This is a genomic window from Aeromonas sp. R2-2, assembly GCF_040908355.1.
GTDB lineage: Bacteria > Pseudomonadota > Gammaproteobacteria > Enterobacterales > Aeromonadaceae > Aeromonas > Aeromonas veronii.
In genome coordinates this window covers 112,853-134,068 of record NZ_JBFODQ010000092.1, presented here as the reverse complement: position 1 = coordinate 134,068, position 21,216 = coordinate 112,853, and the positions used below count along the sequence as shown (strand labels likewise).

Here is a 21,216-nt window from a genome sequence, read left to right as displayed (position 1 = left end):
ATGGATCGCAAACCCAAACGTCGTACCCGGGAGCGGATCCTGACCACTGCCCTCGCCTGCTTCAATCGACAAGGGGAACCCAGCGTCACCACCTCGGCCATTGCGGCCGAGATGGAGATCAGCCAGGGCAATCTCTACTACCACTTCCACAACAAGGAGGAGATCGTCAACGCCCTGTTCTGCGAATTTGAACAGCAGATGGATCGCCTGCTGGAGGCGGTCAGCACCCCGTCTGATGAGCCAGAAGATATCTGGCTCTTTCTCCACCTGATGTTTGAAGCCATCTGGCAGTACCGTTTCCTCTACTACGATATCGCGACCCTGATGAGTGGTTATCATCAGGTGGAACAGCGCTTTTCCGCCCTGCTGCGCCGCAAGGAGCAGACCGCCATTGCCATTTGCAACCATCTGCAAACGGTCGGGCTGATGGAGGGCACGGCGCAACAGATGCGCACGCTGGCGGCCAATGTGGCGCTGGTGGGCACATTCTGGATCTCTTACCAGCGGGCACTGCACCCCAAGGCGGACGCCGATATTGCTCTCGGCGTCTTTCAGGTGATGCAGCTGGTCGCACCCTATTTGCGGGCCGATGCCCGCGCTCATCTGGGCGCCCTCGCCCACCACTACACCGACAAGGTTTGATTCACATGCTACAGGGAGAACAAGCATGACCACTTCACAACTCGAATTTGTCCCCTTCCCCTACGCGGATGCGGCCTATGAGTATGCTGGCCAGAAGCTGGCGGACAACTGGGATCGTCTCCATCAGGGGGATGCCGAACCCTGGCCCGAGGATGAGCAGGTACAGGATGCCTGGCGGGCCTATCATGCCGGGGATTTTGCCCAGGCCGTCGCCCTTGGCGAAGCTGCCGGTGAGGCGGGCCTCAATGTGGCGAACAAAGCGCTGGTGATCCATGCCAGCTATCTGCTGGAAGACAAATATGCCAAGCGCGCCGCCTTCGAGCGGGCGGCCAGCCATGCCGAGAAGCTGCAAAAGCGCCAGCCCAAGAATGCCAACGCCTGGTATTTCCACGCGCTGGCCCTCGGTCGCTACAGTCAGGTCATTTCCATCTCCAAGGCCCTCTCGCAAGGAATTGGCGACAAGATCAAGGCAAGCCTTGAGAAGGCGCTGGAGCTGGCGCCAGATCACGCCGAGGCCCATATTGCCTTTGGCGCCTGGCACGCCGAGATCGTCGACAAGTTGGGGGCCATGATCGGCGGCCTCACCTATGGCGCCAAGAAGGAAGAGTCCGAGCGTCACTTCAAGGAGGCGCTGGCGCTGATCCCCGAATCGGCTATCGCCCGCATGGAGTACGCCAACGCACAGGTGATGCTGCACGGCAAGAGCCGCCTGAAAGCAGCCGAAGCCCTCTATGCCGAAGCGGCCGAATGCGAACCCATGGATGCCATGGAACGTCTCGATGTGGAGGCGGCGCGGGAAGAGCTGGAGGATTAATCCCATGCTTTACGCAGCTGCGTCAGGCAACAGATAGCAAAGAGGCCAACCCGCGGGTTGGCCTCTTTTATGATGGGGCAGACCGGCTGGCTACGCCGTCACCGGTCGCTCAAGTACACACTCAACCGAGCAGCGCATCCAGTCCGTTGGGGTCAAACAGTAGCTCCGGCTCCATCAGAACCAGCAACAGCAGTTGCTCGAACTCCACCGCAAACCGCTCGACCACCCGATCCGGATCCGGTACCAGCTTCTTGTCGGTGATAAGGCCCAGCTGCACCTTGTGATCGTAAGAGAGGATGGAGACGCCGACGCCGATATCCCCCGATTGCGGCACCCAGAACAGTGGTTGGCGTAGTTTTGCACCGGCCAGATAGAGGGTTTGCTGCGGGCCGGGCACGTTGGTGATCACTGCACTGGCCTTGGCTGTGAGCAGCTCGACAGCCTGCTGCTGCACCGCATTGGGGGCCATGCCAAGGGCATGTAACAGGTTGAGCACCACCACGGGTTGCAGCGAGGTGCGCAGCGCCTGCATCCGGTCACGCACGGTATAGAGCCGCTGCAACGGGTGTTCAACATCCAGTGGCAAGTCCAGGGCCACCAGCCCGAAGCGGTTGCCAAGTGCCCCCTCATCGTCCGGTGCACGCATATTGACTGGCACCAGGGCGCGGATCTTGACCTTGTTGGCATCATCCCCCTTCTCCTGCAGGTAGTGGCGAAACGCCCCTGCGGTGGCGGCGATCAGCAGATCGTTGACCGAGCAGCCCAGAACTTTGCCCACTGCCTTGATATCCGGCAGATCAATTTGCTCCGACCAGGCCACCCGCTTGGTGCTGGTGGTCTTGCCACGCAGGCGGCAGGGGGAATCATCACCGAGGGTGGCGATATTGCACAGCTCGCTCGCCACATCCCGCCCGGTCTTGAGGTAATCCACCGCCTTGGTGGGATGGGTTACCACTTCGACATATTTGGACCAGAGGCTACCGGTCAGCTTGAGGCCGGCCCGCACCAGACGGCTGCCCTGATGGCAATCCTCCTCATCCTCGTCATCGCTGTCATCCAGTGGCTCCGGTGACGGTAGTCGCGGCGCCCCTTCCGAGGTGTTATCCATCATGGTCAGCATGGCCCGAACCAGCGAGAAGCCGTCGCCCATGGCGTGGTGAATGCGCACCACCAGCGCTTGCCCACCCAGCGAAGTGTCGGTCAGGTGCATATCCCACAGGGGGCGCTGGTGGTTGAGCGGCGTCGAGGCGAGATCGGCCACCAGCTTCTCCAGCTCCAGCTTGCCCGCTTCACCCGGCAGGATCACTCGCTTGAGGTGCTGATCGAGATCGAAATCGGGATCATGGCGCCAGTAGTAGGAGCCCCCCTCCAGCACGGCCCGCTGGTGGAAACGGGGTTGCACCGAAATGGTGTGGCGCAATCCGGCCCGCAGACGCGTTTCATCAAGCTCTCCTTCAAACATCAGGACACCGATGATCTGCATCAGGTTGTTGGGTCTGTCCATGCGTAACCAGGCGGTATCGACGCAGGAGATAAATTCACTCAGTGGCATGGTTGTTTCCCTACAAAATGAATTTATCGAGGCGGCAAATTGCTTCTGCCCTCATATCCGGATGAAGACTTGATGCAATCAGAATGACATTAATGAGTGCCGACTCGAAATATGAAATAAAGATGAAAGATTACTTACAAATAGAATCGAGGCCTCGCCGGATAATAAATCTGACAAACCTTATGGTTTGCCAACTTATTTCAAACAACCATCGTTTACAGCTGGTTTATTTAAAGCCAGTGCAACGAAAAGTTTCAAACACGTTTGGGGCAAGGTAAGCGATTGTCGACATAATCGAGGATCTCTTGCTCCAGTACGCTGCGTACCGGCAACAGCATCAAGCCAAGATGTACTTCCAGTTCCAGGGTATCTTCGTCCAGGGTGAGAGTGCCATGTACCCCTGAGCCGCGAAAGTGTAGTTCGGTCTCCTCTTCATCTGCCCATTCGCAATCGAGTTGATAGCTCTCGCTCATGTCCGCAGCGATGGCTTCGGCCGCGATCCGGGCGGCGGCCAATCCCAGCGGATGCTGACGGCTGATCTGGATGATAGAGAGTGCGCTGCTGCCAGCGAGCGAGTTGAAGAACATGGTCGTTACTCTGGGTCATAAGTTAGTTATTGATATTAAACACATGTTCACAACAAATGAAAGGATGGTTCACATAAATGGGACTCACTTAACAGAGTCGAGAGGGATGAAGGCCATCAGCGGGGCATGGCATTTATTCCCTCCCCCGTGCGCGCTACACTTGTCACGGAACGGTCAGCAAAAGCTGCTTGTTTTTCATTCACTTGTATCTTCGTATCACCGAATCCCCATCAATGGGCCCAAGGCCAGAGAGCTGTAGATGACGCATCAAGAACATGCCCACGACGACGATAGCACCCTGGGTCGGCTCTACCGCCAGCTCAAGCGGGTTGCAGCCTTGCGCGAGCAGATGCGTGCCCACCCGGAAGATCAGCAGGATCGGGATCGGCTACGCCAGTGGCAGGCCGACCGGTTGGGGCGAACCCATCGTGATCTGCTGGAGAGTGACCGCTACGGCCCGGCGGCCGAGTTTTTCCTGACCGATCTCTATGGCCCCGGGGATTGCGCCCGCCGCGATGCGGATGTGATGCGGGTGATGCCGACAGCCGAGCGGCTGTTGCCGGAGTCCGGTCTCAAGGTGCTGGCGCAGGCGATCGAGCTTGATGCCCTCTCTGAGGAGCTGGACTATCTGATGGTGGTGGCGCTGCGGCGCATTGATGGCATTGATCCCATCACGCCGGACCACTACACCATCGCCTATCGTGCCGTGGGTGAGCAGGCGCGCCGGGAACATCAGATTGCGCTGGTGAGCGAGCTTGGGATGACGCTGGACAGGCTGGCGAGAAAACCGCTGCTGGGGGCGACCCTCAAGCTGGTGTCAGGGCCCGCCCATCTGGCTGGGCTTGGCGAGCTCTTCTCCTTTGTCGAGCGTGGTTATCAGGTGTGTCATCAGATGGGGCGTGCCAACGAGTTTCTCGAGACCATCGCCAGTCGTGAGACGGCGATCATGACGGCGCTCTTTAACGGCGACAGCAGTGCGCTTGAGTAAGGCTTATCGAGGGAGCAGCCGCCGGAATAATAAAGCGGGCCGATGAGCCCGCTTTTCGTTTATCACTGTTTGCCGGTAGATATCGGTCAGATCACCAGCAGATCCATAAAGGCGTGTACCGGGGTGGCGGCAAGCCGTGACCCATCCTGACAAAGGGCCAGAATGTCGTTGACCCGTTTGGCCGGGAAGCGGGTGGCCAGATTGTGCTGGAATTTCTCCACCAGCAGCGGGATCCCCTCCTCCCGACGGCGACGATGGCCGACCGGGTACTCCACCTCCACTTTGGCGGTGTGAGTGCCGTCCTTGAAGAAGATCTGGATGGCGTTGGCAATGGAGCGCTTGTCCGCCTCCAGATATTCGCGGCTGTAACGCTTGTCCTCCTGCACCACCATCTTGCCGCGTAGCGCGTCGATGCGGGGATCAGCGGCAACATCGTCCTCGTAATCCTCGGCGATCAGGCGACCGAAAATGAGCGGCACTGCCACCATGTACTGCAGGCAGTGATCCCGATCGGCCGGGTTATTGAGGGCGCCGACCTTGCTGATGATGCGAATGGCCGACTCATGGGTGGTGAGTTCGATACGGTCGATCTCGTCGAGCCGCCCCTTCACCTGCCCATGCAGCTTCATGGCGCACTCCACCGCGGTCTGGGCATGGAATTCGGCGGGATAGGAGATCTTGAACAGCACGTTCTCCATCACATAGCTGCCGTACCCCTGATGCAGGGCGAACTGATAGCCCTTGAACAGCACGTCGTAGAAACCCCATTTTGGCGCGCTCAGTACGCCGGGATAGCCCATCTCGCCGCTCATGGTGATAAGGGCGAGGCGCACTGCGCGAGAGGTGGCATCCCCCGCCGCCCAGCTCTTGCGGGAACCCGCATTGGGGGCATGGCGGTAGGTACGCAGGCTCTGACCATCGACCCAGGCCTGGGAGACCGCATCAATCACCTGATCGCGGGTGCCCCCCAGCATGTGAGTCACCACGGCGGTGCTGGCGACCTTGACCAGCACCACGTGATCGAGACCCACCCGGTTGAAGGAGTTCTCCAGCGCCAGCACACCCTGAATTTCGTGGGCTTTGACCATGGCCACCAGCACATCGCTCATGGTGAGCGGTGCCTTGCCCTCTGCCACGCGAGTACGGGAGAGCCAGTCGGCAGTGGCGAGAATACCGCCCAGATTATCGGATGGGTGACCCCACTCGGCGGCCAGCCAGGTGTCGTTGTAATCGAGCCAGCGGATGATGGCACCGATGTCCCAGGCTGCCTTGACCGGATCGAGGCAATGCTGGGTGCCGGGCACCCGGGCGCCGTGGGGTACGAGGGTGCCGGGTACGATGGGGCCAAGGTGTTTGGTGCACTCGGGAAAGCGCAGGGCCAGCAGGCCACAGCCCAGCGTATCCATCAGGCAGTAGCGGGCGGTGTCGAGAGCCGCCTCGCTGGTAATGGGGTGGTTGCAGACATAATCGGCAATATCGACCAGCACCTGATCGGGGTCTGGTCTGTGGTTGACGTCGACGTTGGCGGACATCGTGACTTCCTTATCGTTGTTGTAGAGAGACAAAGTGACGGGGGGCTGGGCCGACATAATCGGCGCTCGGACGGATGATCCGGTTGTGCTCGCGCTGCTCCATCACGTGGGAGCACCAGCCGGTGACCCGTGAGCAGACGAAGATGGGGGTGAACAGCTTGGTCGGGATCCCCATGTAGTGATAAGCGCTGGCATGGAAGAAGTCGGCATTGGGAAAGAGCTCTTTTTCTTCCCACATCACCTTTTCCGCTTCGCAGGAGACGCGGTAGAGGCGATCATCCCCCACCGCCTTGGCGAGCTTGGCCGACCACTCCTTGATGATGACGTTGCGCGGATCAGAAGTGCGGTAGATGGCGTGGCCAAAGCCCATGATCTTCTCCTTGGCCGCCAGCTTGGCCAGCAGTTCGCGCCTTGCCTGCGTTTCATCTTGCCAATGTTCGATCATCGCCATGGCCGCCTCGTTGGCTCCGCCGTGGAGCGGGCCGCGCAGGGTACCGATGGCGGCAGTGATACAGGAGAACATGTCGGAAAGGGTTGAGGCGCAAACCCGCGCCGCAAAGGTGGAGGCGTTGAACTCATGCTCGGCGTAGAGGATGAGGGAGACATGCATCACCCGCCGCTCCAGCTCGCTCGGCGCTTTCTGGTGCAGCAGCGCGAGGAAATGGCCACCGATACACTCTTCATCGGTATCGAGGGCGATGCGAACTCCCTCGTGACTGAACTTGTACCAGTAGATCAGAATGCCCGGAAAGGCGGCCAGCAGCCGATCCGCCACTTCATGCTCATGCTCGAAACCATCTTCCGGCTCCAGATCGCCGAGCATGGAGCAGCCGGTGCGCAGCACATCCATGGGGTGAGCATCGGCGGGAATGCGTTCCAGCACCTCCAGCAGCGGCTGGGGCAAAGTGCGCAGGCGACACAGTTCGCGCTTGTAGGCGTCAAGCTGCTGCTCATCGGGCAACTCCCCCTTGAGCAGCAAATAGGCGACCTCCTCGAACTGGGCGCTGTCGGCCAGCTCCTTGATGTCATAGCCGCGATAAGTAAGACCGGTGCCGCTCTTGCCCACGGTGCAGATACTGGTCTCCCCCGCACTCTGCCCGCGCAGACCGGCCCCGCCCAACGGTTTTTGCTGTCCCATAAGCTGCCTCCTATTCCTTGGCTGTAAACAGACGATCCAGTGTCTGCTCGTAGTGGTGATATCCGAGGAAGTCGTAGAGCGACTCCCGGGTCTGCATGGTCTCCACGACGGCCCTTTGATGGCCATCCTGGCGAATATGGTGATAGACGTTGAGGGCGGCCTGATTGGCGGCGCGGTTGGCGCTTAACGGGTAGAGCACCATGTCGACCCCGTGCGCGGCCAGTTGCTCTTTGTCAAACAGCGCGGTTTTGCCGAACTCGGTCATGTTGGCGAGGATCGGCACTTTGGCCGCCAGCTTGAACTGGTCGTACTGGGCCAGCTCGGTCACCGCCTCGGCGAAGATCATGTCGGCACCGGCGGCTACATAGGCAGCGGTGCGTTCAAGAGCCGACTCCATCCCCTCCACCGCCAGTGCATCGGTGCGGGCCATGATGACGAACTCGCTATTCTCGCGGGCATCCACCGCTGCCTTGATGCGATCGCACATCTCCTCCAGCGTGACCACCGCCTTGTTGGGACGATGACCACAGCGCTTCTGGGCCACCTGATCTTCCATATGGACGGCGGCAACTCCGGCTCGCTCAAACGCGCGAATGGTGCGGGCGATATTGAATGCCCCGCCCCAGCCGGTATCGATATCGACCAGCAGCGGCACACGGGTCGCCGCGGTGATCCGCTCGGCATCGATCAGCACGTCGTTGAGGGAGGTCATGCCGAGATCCGGCAAGCCGTAGGAGGCATTGGCGACTCCGGCACCGGAGAGATAAAGAGCTTGAAAGCCGCTGCGTTCGGCCATCAGTGCCATATAGGCGTTGATGGTGCCGACGATCTGCAGGGGATGTTCATTGGCAAGGGCGGTGCGAAAGCGCAGGCCTGCCGAGGGGGGCAAACTGGACATCATGACTCCTTTCACCTGTCTAGTCTGGCTATCTAATATCACGTTTACGTTAACGTCAATTATACTTTCGTAACATTCCGGCCGCAGGCAAGACAGGAAACCGGTTTTAGGGTAAATTTCACCAATTCCTTCAACAGGTTGAATTGTATGATGGAGCCCGGTTCCGTGATTGTCTGTCCGGCGTGCGACTTGCTGATCCAGCGCAAAGCACTGCCGCTGCGTCGCCATGCCCACTGCCCGCGATGTCATCAACATCTCTATGGCCGTTATGCCTTTCGTCCCTCCCAGTTGATGGCCCTGACCATCACCGGATTTCTGCTGCTGCCCTCCGCATTTTTTGAGCCGTTGATCTATCTGCGGCTGGCTGGGGTCAACACCGACGCCGACCTGCTGCGCGGTATTCTGGTGCTGTTTGGCGAGGGCGAATGGTGGGTGGCCAGCCTGGTGCTCTGGTGCGCCGTGTTGGCGCCGGTGGGATTATTGGCGGGGATCTTTGTGCTGGCTTCGGGTCTGGCCAAACGTTGGCACATTCTTCCCGTCACCTTGAAGCTGGTCGAGGTGTTTCGCCACTGGGCCATGCTGGAGGTCTATATTGTCAGCCTGCTGGTTGCCCTATTCAAACTGATCGACATCGCCGATGTGCGCCTCGGTGGCGGCTTGCTCAGTCTCGGTATTTTGATGCTGCTCAACATGACCCTGCTGATCCTGTTTGACCCCGCCCCCTACTGGGCGCGGATCCCGTTAAAGGAGCCGGAACATGACCAGCGCCCGTGAGATGGGACTCTGCCGCTGCCATATCTGTGGTTTGCTGGTGCGCTATCAAGCCGGGGCAGTCTGCCCCCGTTGCAGCAGCAAATTACAGGTGCGCATTCCCCGTTCCCTCGCCTGGTCGTGGGGCTTGCTGGCGCTCGCCACCTTCATGTTGTTGCCTGCCAATCTGTTGCCCATAACCCATTTCTATAACAAGGGGTTACTGCAGTCAGATACCATCTTCAGCGGTATCATGATGCTCTATCGCAGCAAAATGAGCGGGATTGCCACCATAGTTCTCACCGCCAGCATACTGGTGCCTGTGGGCAAAATATTGGGGCTGGGTTGGATCTGCTGGCAGTTGCAGCGGGCCAAGCCAGTGCGGCGCAAGCGCCAGCTGGTGATGTATCGGGTGATCGATTTTATCGGTCGCTGGTCGATGCTGGACTTGTTCGTGATTTCGCTGATGGTGGCACTGGTCGATCGGGGTGTACTGCTGAGTGTCCGCGCAGGCCCGGGGGCCACCGCCTTTGCCGGTGTGGTGGTGCTGACCATGATGTCGGCTCGCATGCTTGATACCCGTTTACTGTGGGACAAGGCGGCCCGTTGATGATTTCTCTGTTTTTGTCTGATGTGCTGTTTAATCCAGCCAATAAGGAGTCACTATGATCGGGGCTGAACCCGTCATCGAAAAGCGCCGCTGGTTATCGCCGGTCTGGCTGTTACCCCTGATAGCCCTGCTGCTGGCGGGTGGCTTTCTCTATCAGCAGGTATTGAGCCGTGGCCAGCTTATCCAGATCAACTTCGCCCAGGGCAACGGCATCTTGCCGGGTAAAACCCAGGTTCGTTATCAGGGGGTGGCCATCGGCGTGGTGCAGGAGCTGGAGCTGGCTGAAGATGGCCGCAAGATTGCGGTGATGGCCAAGATTGACAGCCGTGCCAGACCACTGATCCGCAAGGGATCCGACTTCTGGCTGGTGAGCCCCAAGGCATCGCTGACCGAGATTTCCGGTCTCGATACCCTGGTCTCCGGCAACTACATCAACCTGCAACCGGGGCGTGAAAGCAATCCGCTGGAGGAGACCTTCGATGCACTGGAGGGCCCTCCTCCCGGCTATCAGGCTCAGGGGCGCATGCTGCACCTGACCGCCGATTCGCTGGGTTCGGTTGGGATTGGCGCCAAGCTCTATTTCCGCGGTATCGAGGTGGGCAGCGTCATCAATACCCGTCTGGGTCAGGACAACCAGAACGTCATTCTGGATCTGGTGATCGAGCCACGTTTCGAACATCTGGTCAAAGCCGATACCCGCTTCTGGAATATCAGCGGCATCAAGGGCTCCTTCAGTCTGGCCGGGGTGAGCGTGGAGGCTGGCAGCCTCACCTCCATCCTGAGCGGCGGCATTGCCTTTGACTCGCCCAAAGATTCACCGGAACCTGAGAAGGGACAGACTTTCGTCCTTTATAAAGGGCTGGCGGAAGCAGCGCGCGGCGAGCGTATCGACATTGCGGCTGGCGATCTTCCGGTCAAGGAGGGGATGCCCATCCTCTATGAGGGGATCGAGATCGGTCGTATCGACCCCATTCGGCTTACCGATAAAGGCCGGATGGTCACAGCGCTGATCAACCCGGAGCAGGCTTATCGCATTACCGACAAGAGTCAACTGGTGTGGGAGAGCGTCTCCCTCTCCGCGACCGGCGTGCAGCATGCGGATCGCCTGCTCTCCGGCCCTGCCATTCGTCTCGACTATGTGGTGGGCAAACCGGCACAGAAGATGACCCTGACCGATCGCGCCCCCCAGAGCGGCACCAAAGTGACGCTGCAGGCCGACGATCTGGCTGGACTGAATCAGGATGCGCCGGTCTGGTACAAGGGATTACAGGTAGGCCGCATCAGCCAGCTGACCCTGGATACGCGTGGCAATGCAAGCATCGAGCTGGTGATGGCGCCAAATTATGGCCATCTGCTCAATCGTGCTCGCTTCTATCGCGCCGCCCCGTTGCAGATTGATGCCGATCTGAGTGGCATCAAAGTAGAAACCAGTCCGGCCAGTGCTTGGCTGGGGGGCGGGATCAAGCTGGTGCAAGCCAGCAGTGGCGAGCGGATTAATCGTCTCTACCCGAGTCAGGAGCTGGCACTGCTCGGCACCCGTGATGCCAAGCCCCAGCGCTGGTTGCTCAAAGCAGATCAGGCCGATGGCATCGGCATTGGCTCGCCTGTGCTCTATCTGGGGTTGGAAGCGGGCAAGGTCAAACAGCTGCGCGCCGCCAAAGAGGGGGTCGAGATCGAACTCGAGATTGATGGAGTCTATGCTCCCCTCCTCGCCCAGCAACCCCAATTCTGGAAAAAACCGGCCATCGACACCAAGGTGCGGGTCGATGGTGTGCAGGTCAAGGTGGGCAACCTCGGTACCCTGCTGCGTGGCGCCATTGAGTTCGATCGGTTGGCCAATGGCCGCAGCAGTCATCAACTGTTCGATTCCAGGGAGCAAGCCAAGGCCAAGGTGCGCCAGCTGTCACTGGTGGCAGAGAGTAACCCTGGGCTCGGGATTGGCAGCCCGATCCGCTATCGTGGGGTCGATATTGGCAAAATTGAAGAGATCGAGCTGGAGCCGTCTCTGGGTCAGGTGATCTTCAAGGCGGAACTCGATGGCCACTACGCCGAGCGTTTCCTGCAGTCCGGCGCCCGCTTTACTCTGGTGCAGGCCAAGCTGGGGCTGGGCGGTGTCGCTCACCTCGATACCCTGATCAAGGGGGCGTTTGTAGAAGCACAACCCGGTAAAGGCGCTGGCAAAGATCGCTTCCCCTTGAGTCAGGTCGGCCCGGTGGGTCTGGCCCTGACCCTCAAGAGCCCCTCCGTCAATGGCTTGAGCGTCGGCAGCCCGCTGCTGTTTCGCAAAATGATGGTGGGCAGTGTCACCAAGGTGGCGCTGGCTCGGGATGGCAGCGAGGTGGTGATCGATGTCAACGTGGATCAGGAGTATGCCCATCTGGTGCGGGCCAACTCCCGTTTCTGGAATGTCTCCGGGGTCAAGGCGGATATCGGGCTGACTGGCGGCACTATCGAAGTGGAGACGGTGCAGAGCCTGCTGGCCGGCGGCATTGCTTTCAATACGCCGGAGAGAGAGATGGGTCCAACCGTCAAAGCGGGCCACAGCTATCCGCTCTATGGCAAGGCCGAGAAAGAGTGGCTGGAGTGGAGTCCACGTATCCAGCCCTGATCTCTTCCCTTTGTATCTCATCCAAGCCCGGCACAGTGCCGGGCTTTTTTATATTCCGGTGCCTGTTGATAGGGTTCAGATTCAGAATATTCTTAGCCTTGTGGTAGGATGTCGCCCCTCTTTTTCGGTCAACGAGACGGCACAGTGCACGACAACACCTTCCTTCCCGATTACTTTTTACGCCACATTGCGGCCATCATGCCGGCCCATCTCTCGATGGATGACTTTGTGGCCAGTTGTCGACGTCCGCTGCGCCGCAGCATTCGGGTCAATACCTTGAAGATCGCCGTCTCAGATTTCGTCGCCCTGATGGAGCCACTGGGTTGGCAGCTTGACCCTGTCCCCTGGTGTGATACCGGCTTCTGGCTGACCCGCAGCGATGAAACTGTCCCACTTGGCAACACCGCCGAGCACTTGAGCGGGCTCTTCTACATTCAGGAAGCGAGCTCCATGCTGCCGGTGACGGCACTCTTTGCCAGCGACAAGATCAAGGCGGATGGCATGTTGCTGGATGCTGCGGCGGCCCCCGGATCCAAGACCACCCAGATAGCCGCCCTGATGAACAATCAGGGGATGCTGGTTGCCAACGAGTTTTCCAGCAGCCGGTTGAAAGTGCTTAGCGCCAATATCCAGCGCTGCGGCGTGACCAATGTGGGGATGACCCATTTTGATGCCAAGGTATTTGGCCAGTGGTTGCCGGAGACATTCGATGCCATCCTGCTCGATGCCCCCTGCTCCGGTGAAGGTACGGTGCGTAAGGATGAAGATGCATTGCGCAACTGGAGCATCGAGAGCATCGACGAGATCGCGGCGGTGCAGCAGGGGCTGCTGGAGAGTGCCTTCCATGCCTTGAAACCGGGTGGCGTACTGGTCTACTCCACCTGTACCTTGAGTGAACAGGAGAATCAGGCGGTCTGCCAATCCCTGCTGGACAAGTTTGGCGATGCCTTGAGTTTTGACTCGCTGGCAGACCTGTTCCCCCATGCAGAGCAGGCCTGTACATACGAAGGATACCTGCACGTTTGGCCCCAGATCTTCGATAGTGAAGGCTTTTTCGTCGCCAGATTGCGCAAGCATCACTCGGTGCCCAACACCATGTTCAAGCCTGGCAAGCTGGGTAAATTCCCTTTTGCGCCGCTTCCTGCCAAAGAGGCGGAACCCATGTTGCGCGAGATCGAAGCCAACTTCGGGGTGGCACCGCAGGGTCAACTGTTTGGCCGCAATGACGAGATCTGGCTCTTCCCCCAGCTGTTTGATCAGGTGCAGGGCAAGCTGCGCTTCGATCGCATCGGCATCAAGTTGGCCGAGACCTTCAAGAAAGGTTATCGCCTCACTCATGAGTGGGCACTGGCCTATGGCGATAAAGCGAGCAAGGGCGTGGTTGAGCTTGATAGCGCCAATGCGCGGGAATTCATGATGGGGCGGGACGTCTGGCCAGAACAGGATGCGGGCACTGGCGAGGTGATCGTCCGCTATCAGGGACATACCCTGGGGATGGGGAAATGGGTGGGTAGTCGGGTCAAGAATGCCCTCCCCCGCGAGCTGGTGCGTGACAACAATCTGTTCAATGCGTAGTGGGCCGTTCGGTGCATAAGCACTTGAACGAGTCTGAAATACCCACACTCTGGTTGAACGTTTCTTCGGATCTTGAAAAGCCTTGAGCCTTGTCTAAGCTTAAGGCAATCCGAACACCAGTTAGCGCACGGCTCTGCAAGGAGCCAATTCCCCTATGCCAGGTACAAGGAATTCGTACCTGGCTTTTTTTTTCTCTTCACGTATCGCTGTTACTTCACTCTTGTGTCTATTCAACGGTCTCTTCGACCTGTGTGGTGACTCTGTTTTCAAACGGAGGTTCTCTACCCAGCTCATGTTGGTAGAGCAGATCGATCGCCTGCTCGATGAGTGATGCCTGACTGTCTTCGAGATGGATACCCAGAGCGGCCAATCGCTCGGCGTGGCGATTGCTGATCCAGCATTGCAATCGGGTATGGGTCTCCTGCTTGCGTTTTACATGTTGGCGCTGCCGCTCGGCATTGTTTTGAGGGGCCGCTTCTTGCTCTTCACGCACTGTCATTTCTTGGCTCATATGTCCTTGCGATATTACGTTTCTGAGTTTGTTATCTCTCATTACATGCCATTATCCATTGGAAGATGCCCTTCCCCTTTGGGCTGTTGGCTGCGCGACAAATATATCATCAGATCAACAAGATATCATTTAACATAAAAAACGAAGTGACGCAGTTTTGTCAAAGCAAGCCATCAAGGGCATGATCGGAGAATTTGTGGGCGTCATCGAAATACTCCTGCAGGGTTCGCATATCCTTGTGGCGCGTCACCTCAATGATTTTGTTCATCGGTTTGCCGGCAGTTACCGCTGAGGTGATAAATCCACGGCGCAGGCTATGGCCACTGACGTAGAGATCGTCGATGGTTTGGCCAGTTCGCCGCTTGATCATCAGATTGATACCCTGGGGGCCGAGTGGTTCAGCCATCAGTTGACCCCAGCGGTTCATGCGCCGAAACAGCGGCCCCTCGCTGATCCGGCTTTTGTGTAGCCAGTTTTGCAGTGCCGACACGGGGCAATAGTGTTTGCCCGGAATCAAGGCTATCTCGGTTTCATGCAGCTGATGCTTGCTCGGTTTGAGGCGAAGGCGGATCCCCTGCCCTATAAAATCGAGATCGCTCACCTCAATTCGGGCTGCTTCTGAGCGGCGCAAGGCGCCACTGAACATCAGCAGTAGCAGGGTGTGATCACGCAAGCCCGCCAGATCACAGGTGTCGATGCCATCCAGCACCTGGGTCAATGGTTGCAGCGTCAGGGCTCCGGTTTTGCGTTTGCGGTTATCCCCCAACCTGACAATACCGCGCATCATCTCCTTGATTTCGGGATGTTCGGTGGGCATGGGGTGAATGCCTTTCTGCCTGAAGGCATAACGGATCCCGGCAAGCCGTCTCACCAGGGTTGCCGGTTTACGAGGTTCACCGTTACGCAGCTCCCCCTTCCCCTCCTCTTTATCCAGCCATACCCAGTCGGCCAATACGCCGTCAGCCTGATCTGCGAGAAAATTCATGATGTCGTGATGGGTGGTTTGCAATGGATCCAGCCCGTGTAATTGGCACCAGAAGACAAAAATACGGGTATCCGCCTGATAGGCATTGAGGGTGGAATCCGCTTTTGCACTGCGCAAAAAGCGGCGTGCCCGACTATTTAGCTGTGCATCGAAAACAGTCTGCAGTGACTGATGAACCGGATTGGACAAGGATGGATATGCCACGGAACTCTATGATTCATATGATGTTTGAGAGGATCTTACAGGATCCTCCACATACATCAAGTATCGATAATGAATATTATCGATACTTAGAGCATCCTATTTTAATACCCATTGACCACGCTGAATAAAGGAAACATAGGAATATCATTCGACCCAGTTTAACAGAAACGAAAAAGTAAAATTGGCAGGAAGAAGTGAGAGATAACGCAGCTCGGTGTTTATATTCAGGTGGGTAATCAGCTTGGTATTTGAAATATAAAAAGCCCCGAGCAACGGGGCTTGGGGATTATTTTTTCGCCAGCTTGAAGAGTTCAAAGAAATTCCGGCTGGTGGCTTCTGCCAATTCATTAAGCGGAATATGGCGCAGGTCGGCAATAAACTGGGCAACGTCTCGCACAAAGGCGGGTTCGTTCTCCCTCCCCCGATGCGGCACGGGGGCAAGATAGGGCGAGTCGGTTTCGACCAGCAATCTGTCGAGGGGCAGAGCCTTGACCACCTCTTGCAGTGCAGACGCATTTTTGAAGGTGGCGATCCCGGAGATGGATATATAGAACCCCATCGCCATTGCTGCTTCTGCCATTTCGAGGGATTCGGTGAAGCAGTGCAGCACACCGCCAACCTGATCCGCGCCCTCTTCACGCATGATCTGCAAGGTATCTTGCTGGGCATCGCGGGTATGGATGATCAGCGGCTTGTTCAGCGCGCGAGCAACCCGGATATGTTCGCGGAAAGAGGCTTGCTGAACTTCCTTGTTCTCGGGCGAGTAAAAGTAATCGAGACCGGTCTCACCGATGGCCACCACACGTGGATCGGCAGCTTGCTTGAGCAGCAACTCGGCATCGACACCGGGTTCCTGATTGAGCGGGTGTACCCCGCAAGAGGCAAATACCTGGGGATAGGGAGCGATCACCTCGAGCATGGTCGGGAACTGTGCCTGAGTCACACTGACACAGAGAAAATATCCCACGTCCAGTTTCGCGGCCTTTGCCAGTACATCAGCCATGCTGGTCTGCTTGCTGCCATAGCTGAGGCGATCGAGATGACAGTGGGAATCAACGAGTAACATATAAAACCTTTCTGCTTGTCGGTACTTATAACCAGCGACTGAACCAGTTCATCAGATGGATGGTGGGATTGGAGAGTTGACCAGGCTGGCATGCCGCTTTCAGGGCAACAAGATCTTGTTCTGCCTCCAGCAGTTTTTCGCTGGAGTGCAGCTCCGCCAACCGTTGACTCAAAATTGCCAAGTCCGGCATCGCCAGCTGATGGTGACCGCATCCGGCCTGGGTTTTCAGGGCATCGCACAAGAAGAGCTGCAACCAGTGCAACCTGACCTGCGTCTCCTGACCAAGCTGGCTGCACAATGCCGTCGCCTTGACCGGACTTTGACTCAGGGCGACAAACTGTTCCAGCAGTTCGCGGCGAGTCCCGTCCTGTTGCTGCTCGATATAGTCGAGTACCCGCAGCGGGGCCCCCTGACAGATCCGCACCTGAGCCAGAGTGGCCTGATGACCCTGTTCGGCCAACCAGCGTACTGTTTCCCCTTCCGCAGGCAACTGACAGACATGTTTGTGACAGCGACTGAGAATGGTGGGAAGCAACCGGGAAACCTGGGAGGCAATAAGCAACAGCAAGCTGTCGCCGGCCGGCTCTTCCAGGGTTTTCAGCAGGGCGTTGGCCGCCGATTCGGTCATCCGCTCCGCATCTGGAATGATCACCACCTTGCCACGGCCGAGCTGGGCAGAGCCCTGCAGCCGGGTGCAGATCTCGCGAATGGCCTCGACCCCGATGGTCTTGCTGTCGCGAGTTATGGTGCCGAGATCCGGGTGGTTGCCCTTGTCAAACAGCTGGCAAGAGTGGCAGTGGCCGCACGGCTCTCCGCGATCCGGTTGCTGGCAAAGGTGCAAACGCGCCAGTCGCTCGGCCAGTTGCTCCTTGCCAAGCCCGGGATCGCCCAGCAACAACCAGGCGTGGCCGAGACGACCGGACTGGGCCGTCTGGCTCAGAGCATGCCAGTCAGGGATCAGCCAGGGATACATAGCGGCTCGTTCGACAGATAGTGATCCAATGCACACTCGATGGCAGCTTTGACCTGTTCCGGCGTTTGCGCCGCATCGATCACCACAATGGAATCATCCTTGGCGGCCAGTTCGAGATAACGAGTTCGGGTACGCTCGAAGAAGCTCAGTTGCTCCAGTTCGATGCGATCCAGCTCGCCGCGATGGCGCGCACGCTGCAAGCCAAGGGCGGGATCGATATCGAGATAGAGGGTGAGATCCGGCTTGAAGTTGCCGAGCACCGCCTGCTTTATGGCTCCGATAAGCTGTGCATCGATACCACGGCCGCCACCCTGATAGGCCTGGGAGGAGAGATCGTGGCGATCCCCCACCACCCAGACACCGTCGGCCAGTGCGGGTTTGATGCGGGTCTCCACCAGTTGTACCCGGGAGGCGTACATCAGCAGCAGTTCCGCCTCGATGGTGAGGCGCTCGTCGTGCACCTCTTTGACGATGGCCCGCATCCGCTCGGCCAGTGGCGTACCACCCGGCTCGCGGGTGCACTCGATCCGGTTGATGCCGTGACGCTGCAGATAGTCGGTCACATAACGAACGGCCGAGCTCTTCCCTGCCCCTTCCAATCCTTCGATCACAATAAATTTTGACATTAGGGTTTCTTCAATATGTATTCACGAACCGCCCGATTGTGTTCATCGAGGGTCTTGGAGAAATAGTGGGCACCGCCCCCCTTGGCGACAAAGTAGAGATAGTCGGTCGATTTGGGGTTAAGCGCAGCTTCGATGGAGGCCTTGCCCGGCATGGCAATAGGCGTGGGCGGCAAACCGTCGATCACATAGGTGTTGTAGGGATTCTTGTCGGTCAGATCGCTGCGGCGAATGTTGCCATCGTAGCGATCTTTCACCCCGTAAATGACGGTGGGATCGGTTTGCAACTTCATGCCCAGACGCAGACGATTGACAAACACCGAGGCGATCTGTGCCCGCTCGTCCGGCTGGCCGGTCTCCTTCTCGATGATGGAGGCCATGATCAGCGCCTCATAGGGCGTTTTGTACGGCAGGTTGGCCTGACGTTTCTCCCAGCTCTGCTGCAGGAAAGTCTCCATATCCTGATGGGCGCGACGCAAGATCGAGAGATCGCTGGCATGGGTGGTATAGGCATAGGTTTCCGGCAGGAACCAACCCTCCAGCTTGCCATTCTCGATGCCGAGCTCCTGCGCCAAGTCGGCTTCGGATTGCTCGACGGTCAATCGCTCAAGGTATGGGGCGCTGGAGAGCTGCTTCTGCCAATCCTCGAAACGGGAACCTTCGACGAAGGTGAGGCTGAAGTGAAACTCCTTGCCCGATGCGAACAGAGAGAGGGTCTCCTTGAGAGGGGCCCCTTCCTTGATTTCATAGGTGCCCGATTTGATGGCCACCAGTTCGGGATGGCTGCGCAGCCAGAGCCGCACCGCCCAGGGGCTGGTTTCCCCCTCACCTAGTTCGGCGATGAGGCGCGCCGCATGGGCGCCCTTCTCCACCGTAAAGAGCCGGGTCGGCCCCTTGTTGGTGAGCGTCTCTACCTGTTGCCATTTGTAATGTACATAGCCCCCGGCAGCGGCTACCGTCAGTGCCGCCCCCGCGAGCAGGGTGTAAAGCCGATTAAACTTCAATGACCAAACGCTCCTGTAAACGGCGACTCAATACCGCTGTGGGATAATGGATATCCTCGATGCCATTGACCGGCACGACCCCCATCAGGGTATTGGTGAGCCACACCTCTTCCGCCTGCCATAGTGACTCCAGCGGAGCCTCTACCACACGCAACTCAATACTCATCTGTTTCAACATCGCCATCACCTGGCGGCGCATGATGCCATCGACACCACCGCGGGCGAGATCGGGCGTAAACACCGTCTTGCCCCGACGCCAAAACAGATTGGCACTGACCCCTTCAATGAGAAAACCTCGACTGTTCAGCACTATCCCTTCGACTGCATTTCGGCTGACAAGTTCGCTTTTCAGCAATACCTGCTCCAGACGATTCAAGGTTTTAAGCCCGGCCAGCATGGGGGCATCGCCGATCCGCTGGCGGCACACCACCATCTCGATCCCCTCCTGTTGCCACTGGCCATAGTGAGTGGGAAATGGCGCCAGAGTGACAATCCGGGTTGTGTGTTGACATCCGCTGCCATCATAGCCCCGCCCCCCCTCGCCGCGAGTCAGGATCACCTTGGCCACGCATTGTGGCTGGTCAGCCACCATCTCTTCAACCTCTCGGGTCAAGAGATCCCAGTCCGGTTCAACCAATCCCAGCCGGTTGTTGGCCAGCTGCAACCGTGCCAGATGGGCTGGCCACTGCAACACGCGGCCCTCCCTGACCGCCATGGTGGTGAAATGACCGTCACCATAGGCCAGCCCCCGATCATGGGCCGAGATGGTATCAAGCTTCATGCCATTGATAAGCAAAGGGATCCCTCCGATAAAAAAGGCCCGATACCGGCAGTATCGGGCCTGTGTCTTTGCCCTGCGGCAAATTATACGCGTTTGAAGATCAGTGAGCCATTGGTGCCGCCAAAACCAAACGAGTTGGAAAGGGCGTACTCGAAGCTGCCAGGCTTGGCCACATGGGGCACCAGATCCAGGTCGCACTCATCATCCGGGTTGTCCAGGTTGATAGTGGGCGGAGCCACCTGATCACGCAGGGCCAACACAGTGATGATCGCCTCGATGGCGCCGGCGGCGCCCAACAGGTGACCTGTCATGGACTTGGTGGAGCTGACCATCAGGGATTTGGCGTGCTCACCAAAGACGGCTTTCATGCCGCGCAGCTCGGCCACATCACCCAGCGGGGTGGAGGTACCGTGCGCGTTGATGTAACCAATCTGCTCGGGGGCAATGCCGGCATCCTTGATGGCATTTTTCATGGCGCGAGCGCCACCGTTGCCATCTGCGGGAGGCGCAGTCATGTGGTACGCGTCACCGCTCATGCCAAAACCGACCAGCTCGGCGTAGATCTTGGCGCCACGGGCCTTGGCGTGTTCGTACTCTTCCAGCACCAGTACCCCGGCACCGTCACCCAGCACAAAACCGTCGCGATCTTTATCCCACGGACGGCTCGCTTTTTGCGGCTCGTCGTTGCGGTTGGAGAGTGCCTTGGCGGCAGCAAAACCACCCATCCCCATCGCGGTGGAGGCTTTCTCGGCACCGCCGGCGACCATCACATCGGCATCACCGTAAGCGATCATCCGGCCCGCCATGCCGATGGCATGGGTACCCGTGGTACAGGCGGTCGTCACGGCGATGTTCGGCCCTTGCAGACCTTTCATGATGGAAAGATGACCGGACACCATATTGATGATGGTGGACGGAACGAAGAAGGGACTGATCTTGCGCGGGCCGCCGTTGACCAAGCTTTCGTGGTTCTGTTCAATCAGACCCAGACCGCCGATACCGGAGCCAATCGCCACGCCGACACGTTCGGCATTCTCTTCATTGATGGTCAGGCCGGAATCATCCAGCGCCTGCATACCGGCCGCGATGCCGTATTGAATGAAGAGATCCATCTTGCGAGCGTCTTTACGGTTGATACCGTACTGCTCGGGATCGAAATCCTTGACCAGACCTGCGAAGCGGGTTGCAAACTCGCTGGCATCAAAGTGTTCGATAAGGGAAATGCCGCTCTGCCCGTTGAGCAGTGCTTGCCAGCTGGATTCGGCAGTGTTACCCACCGGGGAAAGCATCCCCAAGCCGGTCACCACGACTCTGCGTTTTGACACTGAGGTAGTCTCCGAGAGGTGTTTTGAAAGGGAACAAATACAAAAGAAGC

General features: G+C 58.3%; 20 protein-coding genes. 7 read left to right on the top strand and 13 right to left on the bottom strand.

The window, feature by feature from the left end; translation table 11 throughout:
* Both AB5Z09_RS20650 and AB5Z09_RS20645 read left to right on the top strand, forming a co-directional pair.
* Positions 1-642 carry a TetR/AcrR family transcriptional regulator gene (locus AB5Z09_RS20650; RefSeq protein ID WP_005345492.1) on the top strand — a complete coding sequence of 214 codons (642 nt, stop codon included), beginning with the start codon at positions 1-3 and terminating at the stop codon, positions 640-642.
* A 25-nt stretch (positions 643-667) separates the two neighbouring features.
* Positions 668-1,456: a hypothetical protein gene (locus tag AB5Z09_RS20645; protein WP_064337938.1), complete on the top strand. Its 789-nt coding sequence runs from the start codon at positions 668-670 to the stop codon at positions 1,454-1,456.
* A 121-nt stretch (positions 1,457-1,577) separates the two neighbouring features.
* Here the strand turns inward: AB5Z09_RS20645 and AB5Z09_RS20640 are convergent, their stop codons facing one another.
* Together AB5Z09_RS20640 and AB5Z09_RS20635 are read right to left on the bottom strand one after the other, a co-directional pair.
* Complete coding sequence (locus tag AB5Z09_RS20640; RefSeq protein WP_368196113.1) at positions 1,578-3,008, bottom strand: wax ester/triacylglycerol synthase family O-acyltransferase; 1,431 nt, start codon at positions 3,006-3,008, stop codon at positions 1,578-1,580.
* Positions 3,009-3,262: 254 nt separating this feature from the next.
* The gene (locus tag AB5Z09_RS20635) at positions 3,263-3,595 is read right to left on the bottom strand and encodes a polyhydroxyalkanoic acid system family protein (protein WP_042083071.1); all 333 of its coding nucleotides are present in this window, start codon (positions 3,593-3,595) and stop codon (positions 3,263-3,265) included.
* Between the two features lie 259 nt (positions 3,596-3,854).
* Between AB5Z09_RS20635 and AB5Z09_RS20630 the strand changes: the two genes are divergently transcribed.
* A complete protein-coding gene (locus AB5Z09_RS20630; protein WP_159163583.1) occupies positions 3,855-4,583 on the top strand; it encodes a hypothetical protein in 729 nt (242 codons plus the stop codon).
* 86 nt (positions 4,584-4,669) lie between these two features.
* Here the strand turns inward: AB5Z09_RS20630 and AB5Z09_RS20625 are convergent, their stop codons facing one another.
* The 3 genes from AB5Z09_RS20625 to prpB are packed head-to-tail and all read right to left on the bottom strand — an operon-like array spanning position 4,670 to position 8,151.
* The gene (locus AB5Z09_RS20625; RefSeq protein ID WP_368196112.1) at positions 4,670-6,115 is read right to left on the bottom strand and encodes a bifunctional 2-methylcitrate dehydratase/aconitate hydratase; all 1,446 of its coding nucleotides are present in this window, start codon (positions 6,113-6,115) and stop codon (positions 4,670-4,672) included.
* A gap of 10 nt (positions 6,116-6,125) precedes the next feature.
* On the bottom strand, positions 6,126-7,253 hold the full coding sequence (gene prpC, locus AB5Z09_RS20620; RefSeq protein WP_368196111.1) for a 2-methylcitrate synthase: 1,128 nt from the start codon (positions 7,251-7,253) through the stop codon (positions 6,126-6,128).
* A 10-nt stretch (positions 7,254-7,263) separates the two neighbouring features.
* Positions 7,264-8,151, bottom strand: a complete 888-nt coding sequence (gene prpB, locus AB5Z09_RS20615; RefSeq protein ID WP_368196118.1) for a methylisocitrate lyase — start codon at positions 8,149-8,151, stop codon at positions 7,264-7,266.
* Between the two features lie 147 nt (positions 8,152-8,298).
* Here prpB and AB5Z09_RS20610 point away from each other — a divergent pair, with 147 nt between their 5' ends.
* The 4 genes from AB5Z09_RS20610 to rsmF all read left to right on the top strand — a co-directional run bounded on the left by AB5Z09_RS20610 (position 8,299) and on the right by rsmF (position 13,694).
* On the top strand, positions 8,299-8,925 hold the full coding sequence (locus tag AB5Z09_RS20610; protein ID WP_005345516.1) for a paraquat-inducible protein A: 627 nt from the start codon (positions 8,299-8,301) through the stop codon (positions 8,923-8,925).
* A complete protein-coding gene (locus tag AB5Z09_RS20605) occupies positions 8,909-9,511 on the top strand; it encodes a paraquat-inducible protein A (RefSeq protein WP_368196110.1) in 603 nt (200 codons plus the stop codon). Before AB5Z09_RS20610 ends, AB5Z09_RS20605 begins: the two co-directional genes overlap by 17 nt.
* Positions 9,512-9,566: 55 nt before the next feature.
* Positions 9,567-12,119, top strand: a complete 2,553-nt coding sequence (locus tag AB5Z09_RS20600) for an MlaD family protein (RefSeq protein WP_368196109.1) — start codon at positions 9,567-9,569, stop codon at positions 12,117-12,119.
* Positions 12,120-12,263: 144 nt separating this feature from the next.
* Positions 12,264-13,694, top strand: a complete 1,431-nt coding sequence (gene rsmF, locus AB5Z09_RS20595; RefSeq protein WP_159159002.1) for a 16S rRNA (cytosine(1407)-C(5))-methyltransferase RsmF — start codon at positions 12,264-12,266, stop codon at positions 13,692-13,694.
* Between the two features lie 226 nt (positions 13,695-13,920).
* Here the strand turns inward: rsmF and AB5Z09_RS20590 are convergent, their stop codons facing one another.
* The 8 genes from AB5Z09_RS20590 to fabF form a co-directional block, all read right to left on the bottom strand.
* Positions 13,921-14,205, bottom strand: a complete 285-nt coding sequence (locus AB5Z09_RS20590; RefSeq protein ID WP_368196108.1) for a RepB family protein — start codon at positions 14,203-14,205, stop codon at positions 13,921-13,923.
* A gap of 160 nt (positions 14,206-14,365) precedes the next feature.
* Positions 14,366-15,394: a tyrosine-type recombinase/integrase gene (locus tag AB5Z09_RS20585; RefSeq protein ID WP_368196107.1), complete on the bottom strand. Its 1,029-nt coding sequence runs from the start codon at positions 15,392-15,394 to the stop codon at positions 14,366-14,368.
* A gap of 286 nt (positions 15,395-15,680) precedes the next feature.
* Positions 15,681-16,460, bottom strand: a complete 780-nt coding sequence (locus tag AB5Z09_RS20580; protein WP_368196106.1) for a TatD family hydrolase — start codon at positions 16,458-16,460, stop codon at positions 15,681-15,683.
* 25 nt (positions 16,461-16,485) lie between these two features.
* Positions 16,486-17,433 carry a DNA polymerase III subunit delta' gene (gene holB / locus AB5Z09_RS20575; RefSeq protein ID WP_368196105.1) on the bottom strand — a complete coding sequence of 316 codons (948 nt, stop codon included), beginning with the start codon at positions 17,431-17,433 and terminating at the stop codon, positions 16,486-16,488.
* The gene (tmk, locus tag AB5Z09_RS20570; protein ID WP_144713191.1) at positions 17,418-18,059 is read right to left on the bottom strand and encodes a dTMP kinase; all 642 of its coding nucleotides are present in this window, start codon (positions 18,057-18,059) and stop codon (positions 17,418-17,420) included. The genes holB and tmk overlap by 16 nt, the downstream gene beginning before the upstream one ends.
* The gene (gene mltG, locus AB5Z09_RS20565; protein WP_005333156.1) at positions 18,059-19,060 is read right to left on the bottom strand and encodes an endolytic transglycosylase MltG; all 1,002 of its coding nucleotides are present in this window, start codon (positions 19,058-19,060) and stop codon (positions 18,059-18,061) included. The genes tmk and mltG overlap by 1 nt, the downstream gene beginning before the upstream one ends.
* Positions 19,050-19,856 (bottom strand): aminodeoxychorismate lyase, encoded by an 807-nt coding sequence (gene pabC / locus AB5Z09_RS20560; RefSeq protein WP_236302724.1) that lies wholly within the window; start codon positions 19,854-19,856, stop codon positions 19,050-19,052. Before pabC ends, mltG begins: the two co-directional genes overlap by 11 nt.
* Positions 19,857-19,924: 68 nt before the next feature.
* Positions 19,925-21,166, bottom strand: coding sequence for a beta-ketoacyl-ACP synthase II (fabF, locus tag AB5Z09_RS20555; protein WP_160881741.1), 1,242 nt, complete (start codon positions 21,164-21,166; stop codon positions 19,925-19,927).
* Positions 21,167-21,216: the final 50 nt, after the last annotated feature.

Bases quoted from the DNA above. Each gene is read 5' to 3' on its own strand.
- AB5Z09_RS20650 (WP_005345492.1), top strand. From the start codon at position 1: ATGGATCGCAAACCCAAACGTCGTACCCGGGAGCGGATCCTGACCACT.
- AB5Z09_RS20645 (WP_064337938.1), top strand. From the start codon at position 668: ATGACCACTTCACAACTCGAATTTGTCCCCTTCCCCTACGCGGATGCG.
- AB5Z09_RS20640 (WP_368196113.1), bottom strand. From the start codon at position 3,008: ATGCCACTGAGTGAATTTATCTCCTGCGTCGATACCGCCTGGTTACGC.
- AB5Z09_RS20635 (WP_042083071.1), bottom strand. From the start codon at position 3,595: ATGTTCTTCAACTCGCTCGCTGGCAGCAGCGCACTCTCTATCATCCAG.
- AB5Z09_RS20630 (WP_159163583.1), top strand. From the start codon at position 3,855: ATGACGCATCAAGAACATGCCCACGACGACGATAGCACCCTGGGTCGG.
- AB5Z09_RS20625 (WP_368196112.1), bottom strand. From the start codon at position 6,115: ATGTCCGCCAACGTCGACGTCAACCACAGACCAGACCCCGATCAGGTG.
- prpC (WP_368196111.1), bottom strand. From the start codon at position 7,253: ATGGGACAGCAAAAACCGTTGGGCGGGGCCGGTCTGCGCGGGCAGAGT.
- prpB (WP_368196118.1), bottom strand. From the start codon at position 8,151: ATGTCCAGTTTGCCCCCCTCGGCAGGCCTGCGCTTTCGCACCGCCCTT.
- AB5Z09_RS20610 (WP_005345516.1), top strand. From the start codon at position 8,299: ATGATGGAGCCCGGTTCCGTGATTGTCTGTCCGGCGTGCGACTTGCTG.
- AB5Z09_RS20605 (WP_368196110.1), top strand. From the start codon at position 8,909: ATGACCAGCGCCCGTGAGATGGGACTCTGCCGCTGCCATATCTGTGGT.
- AB5Z09_RS20600 (WP_368196109.1), top strand. From the start codon at position 9,567: ATGATCGGGGCTGAACCCGTCATCGAAAAGCGCCGCTGGTTATCGCCG.
- AB5Z09_RS20590 (WP_368196108.1), bottom strand. From the start codon at position 14,205: ATGAGCCAAGAAATGACAGTGCGTGAAGAGCAAGAAGCGGCCCCTCAA.
- AB5Z09_RS20580 (WP_368196106.1), bottom strand. From the start codon at position 16,460: ATGTTACTCGTTGATTCCCACTGTCATCTCGATCGCCTCAGCTATGGC.
- holB (WP_368196105.1), bottom strand. From the start codon at position 17,433: ATGTATCCCTGGCTGATCCCTGACTGGCATGCTCTGAGCCAGACGGCC.
- tmk (WP_144713191.1), bottom strand. From the start codon at position 18,059: ATGTCAAAATTTATTGTGATCGAAGGATTGGAAGGGGCAGGGAAGAGC.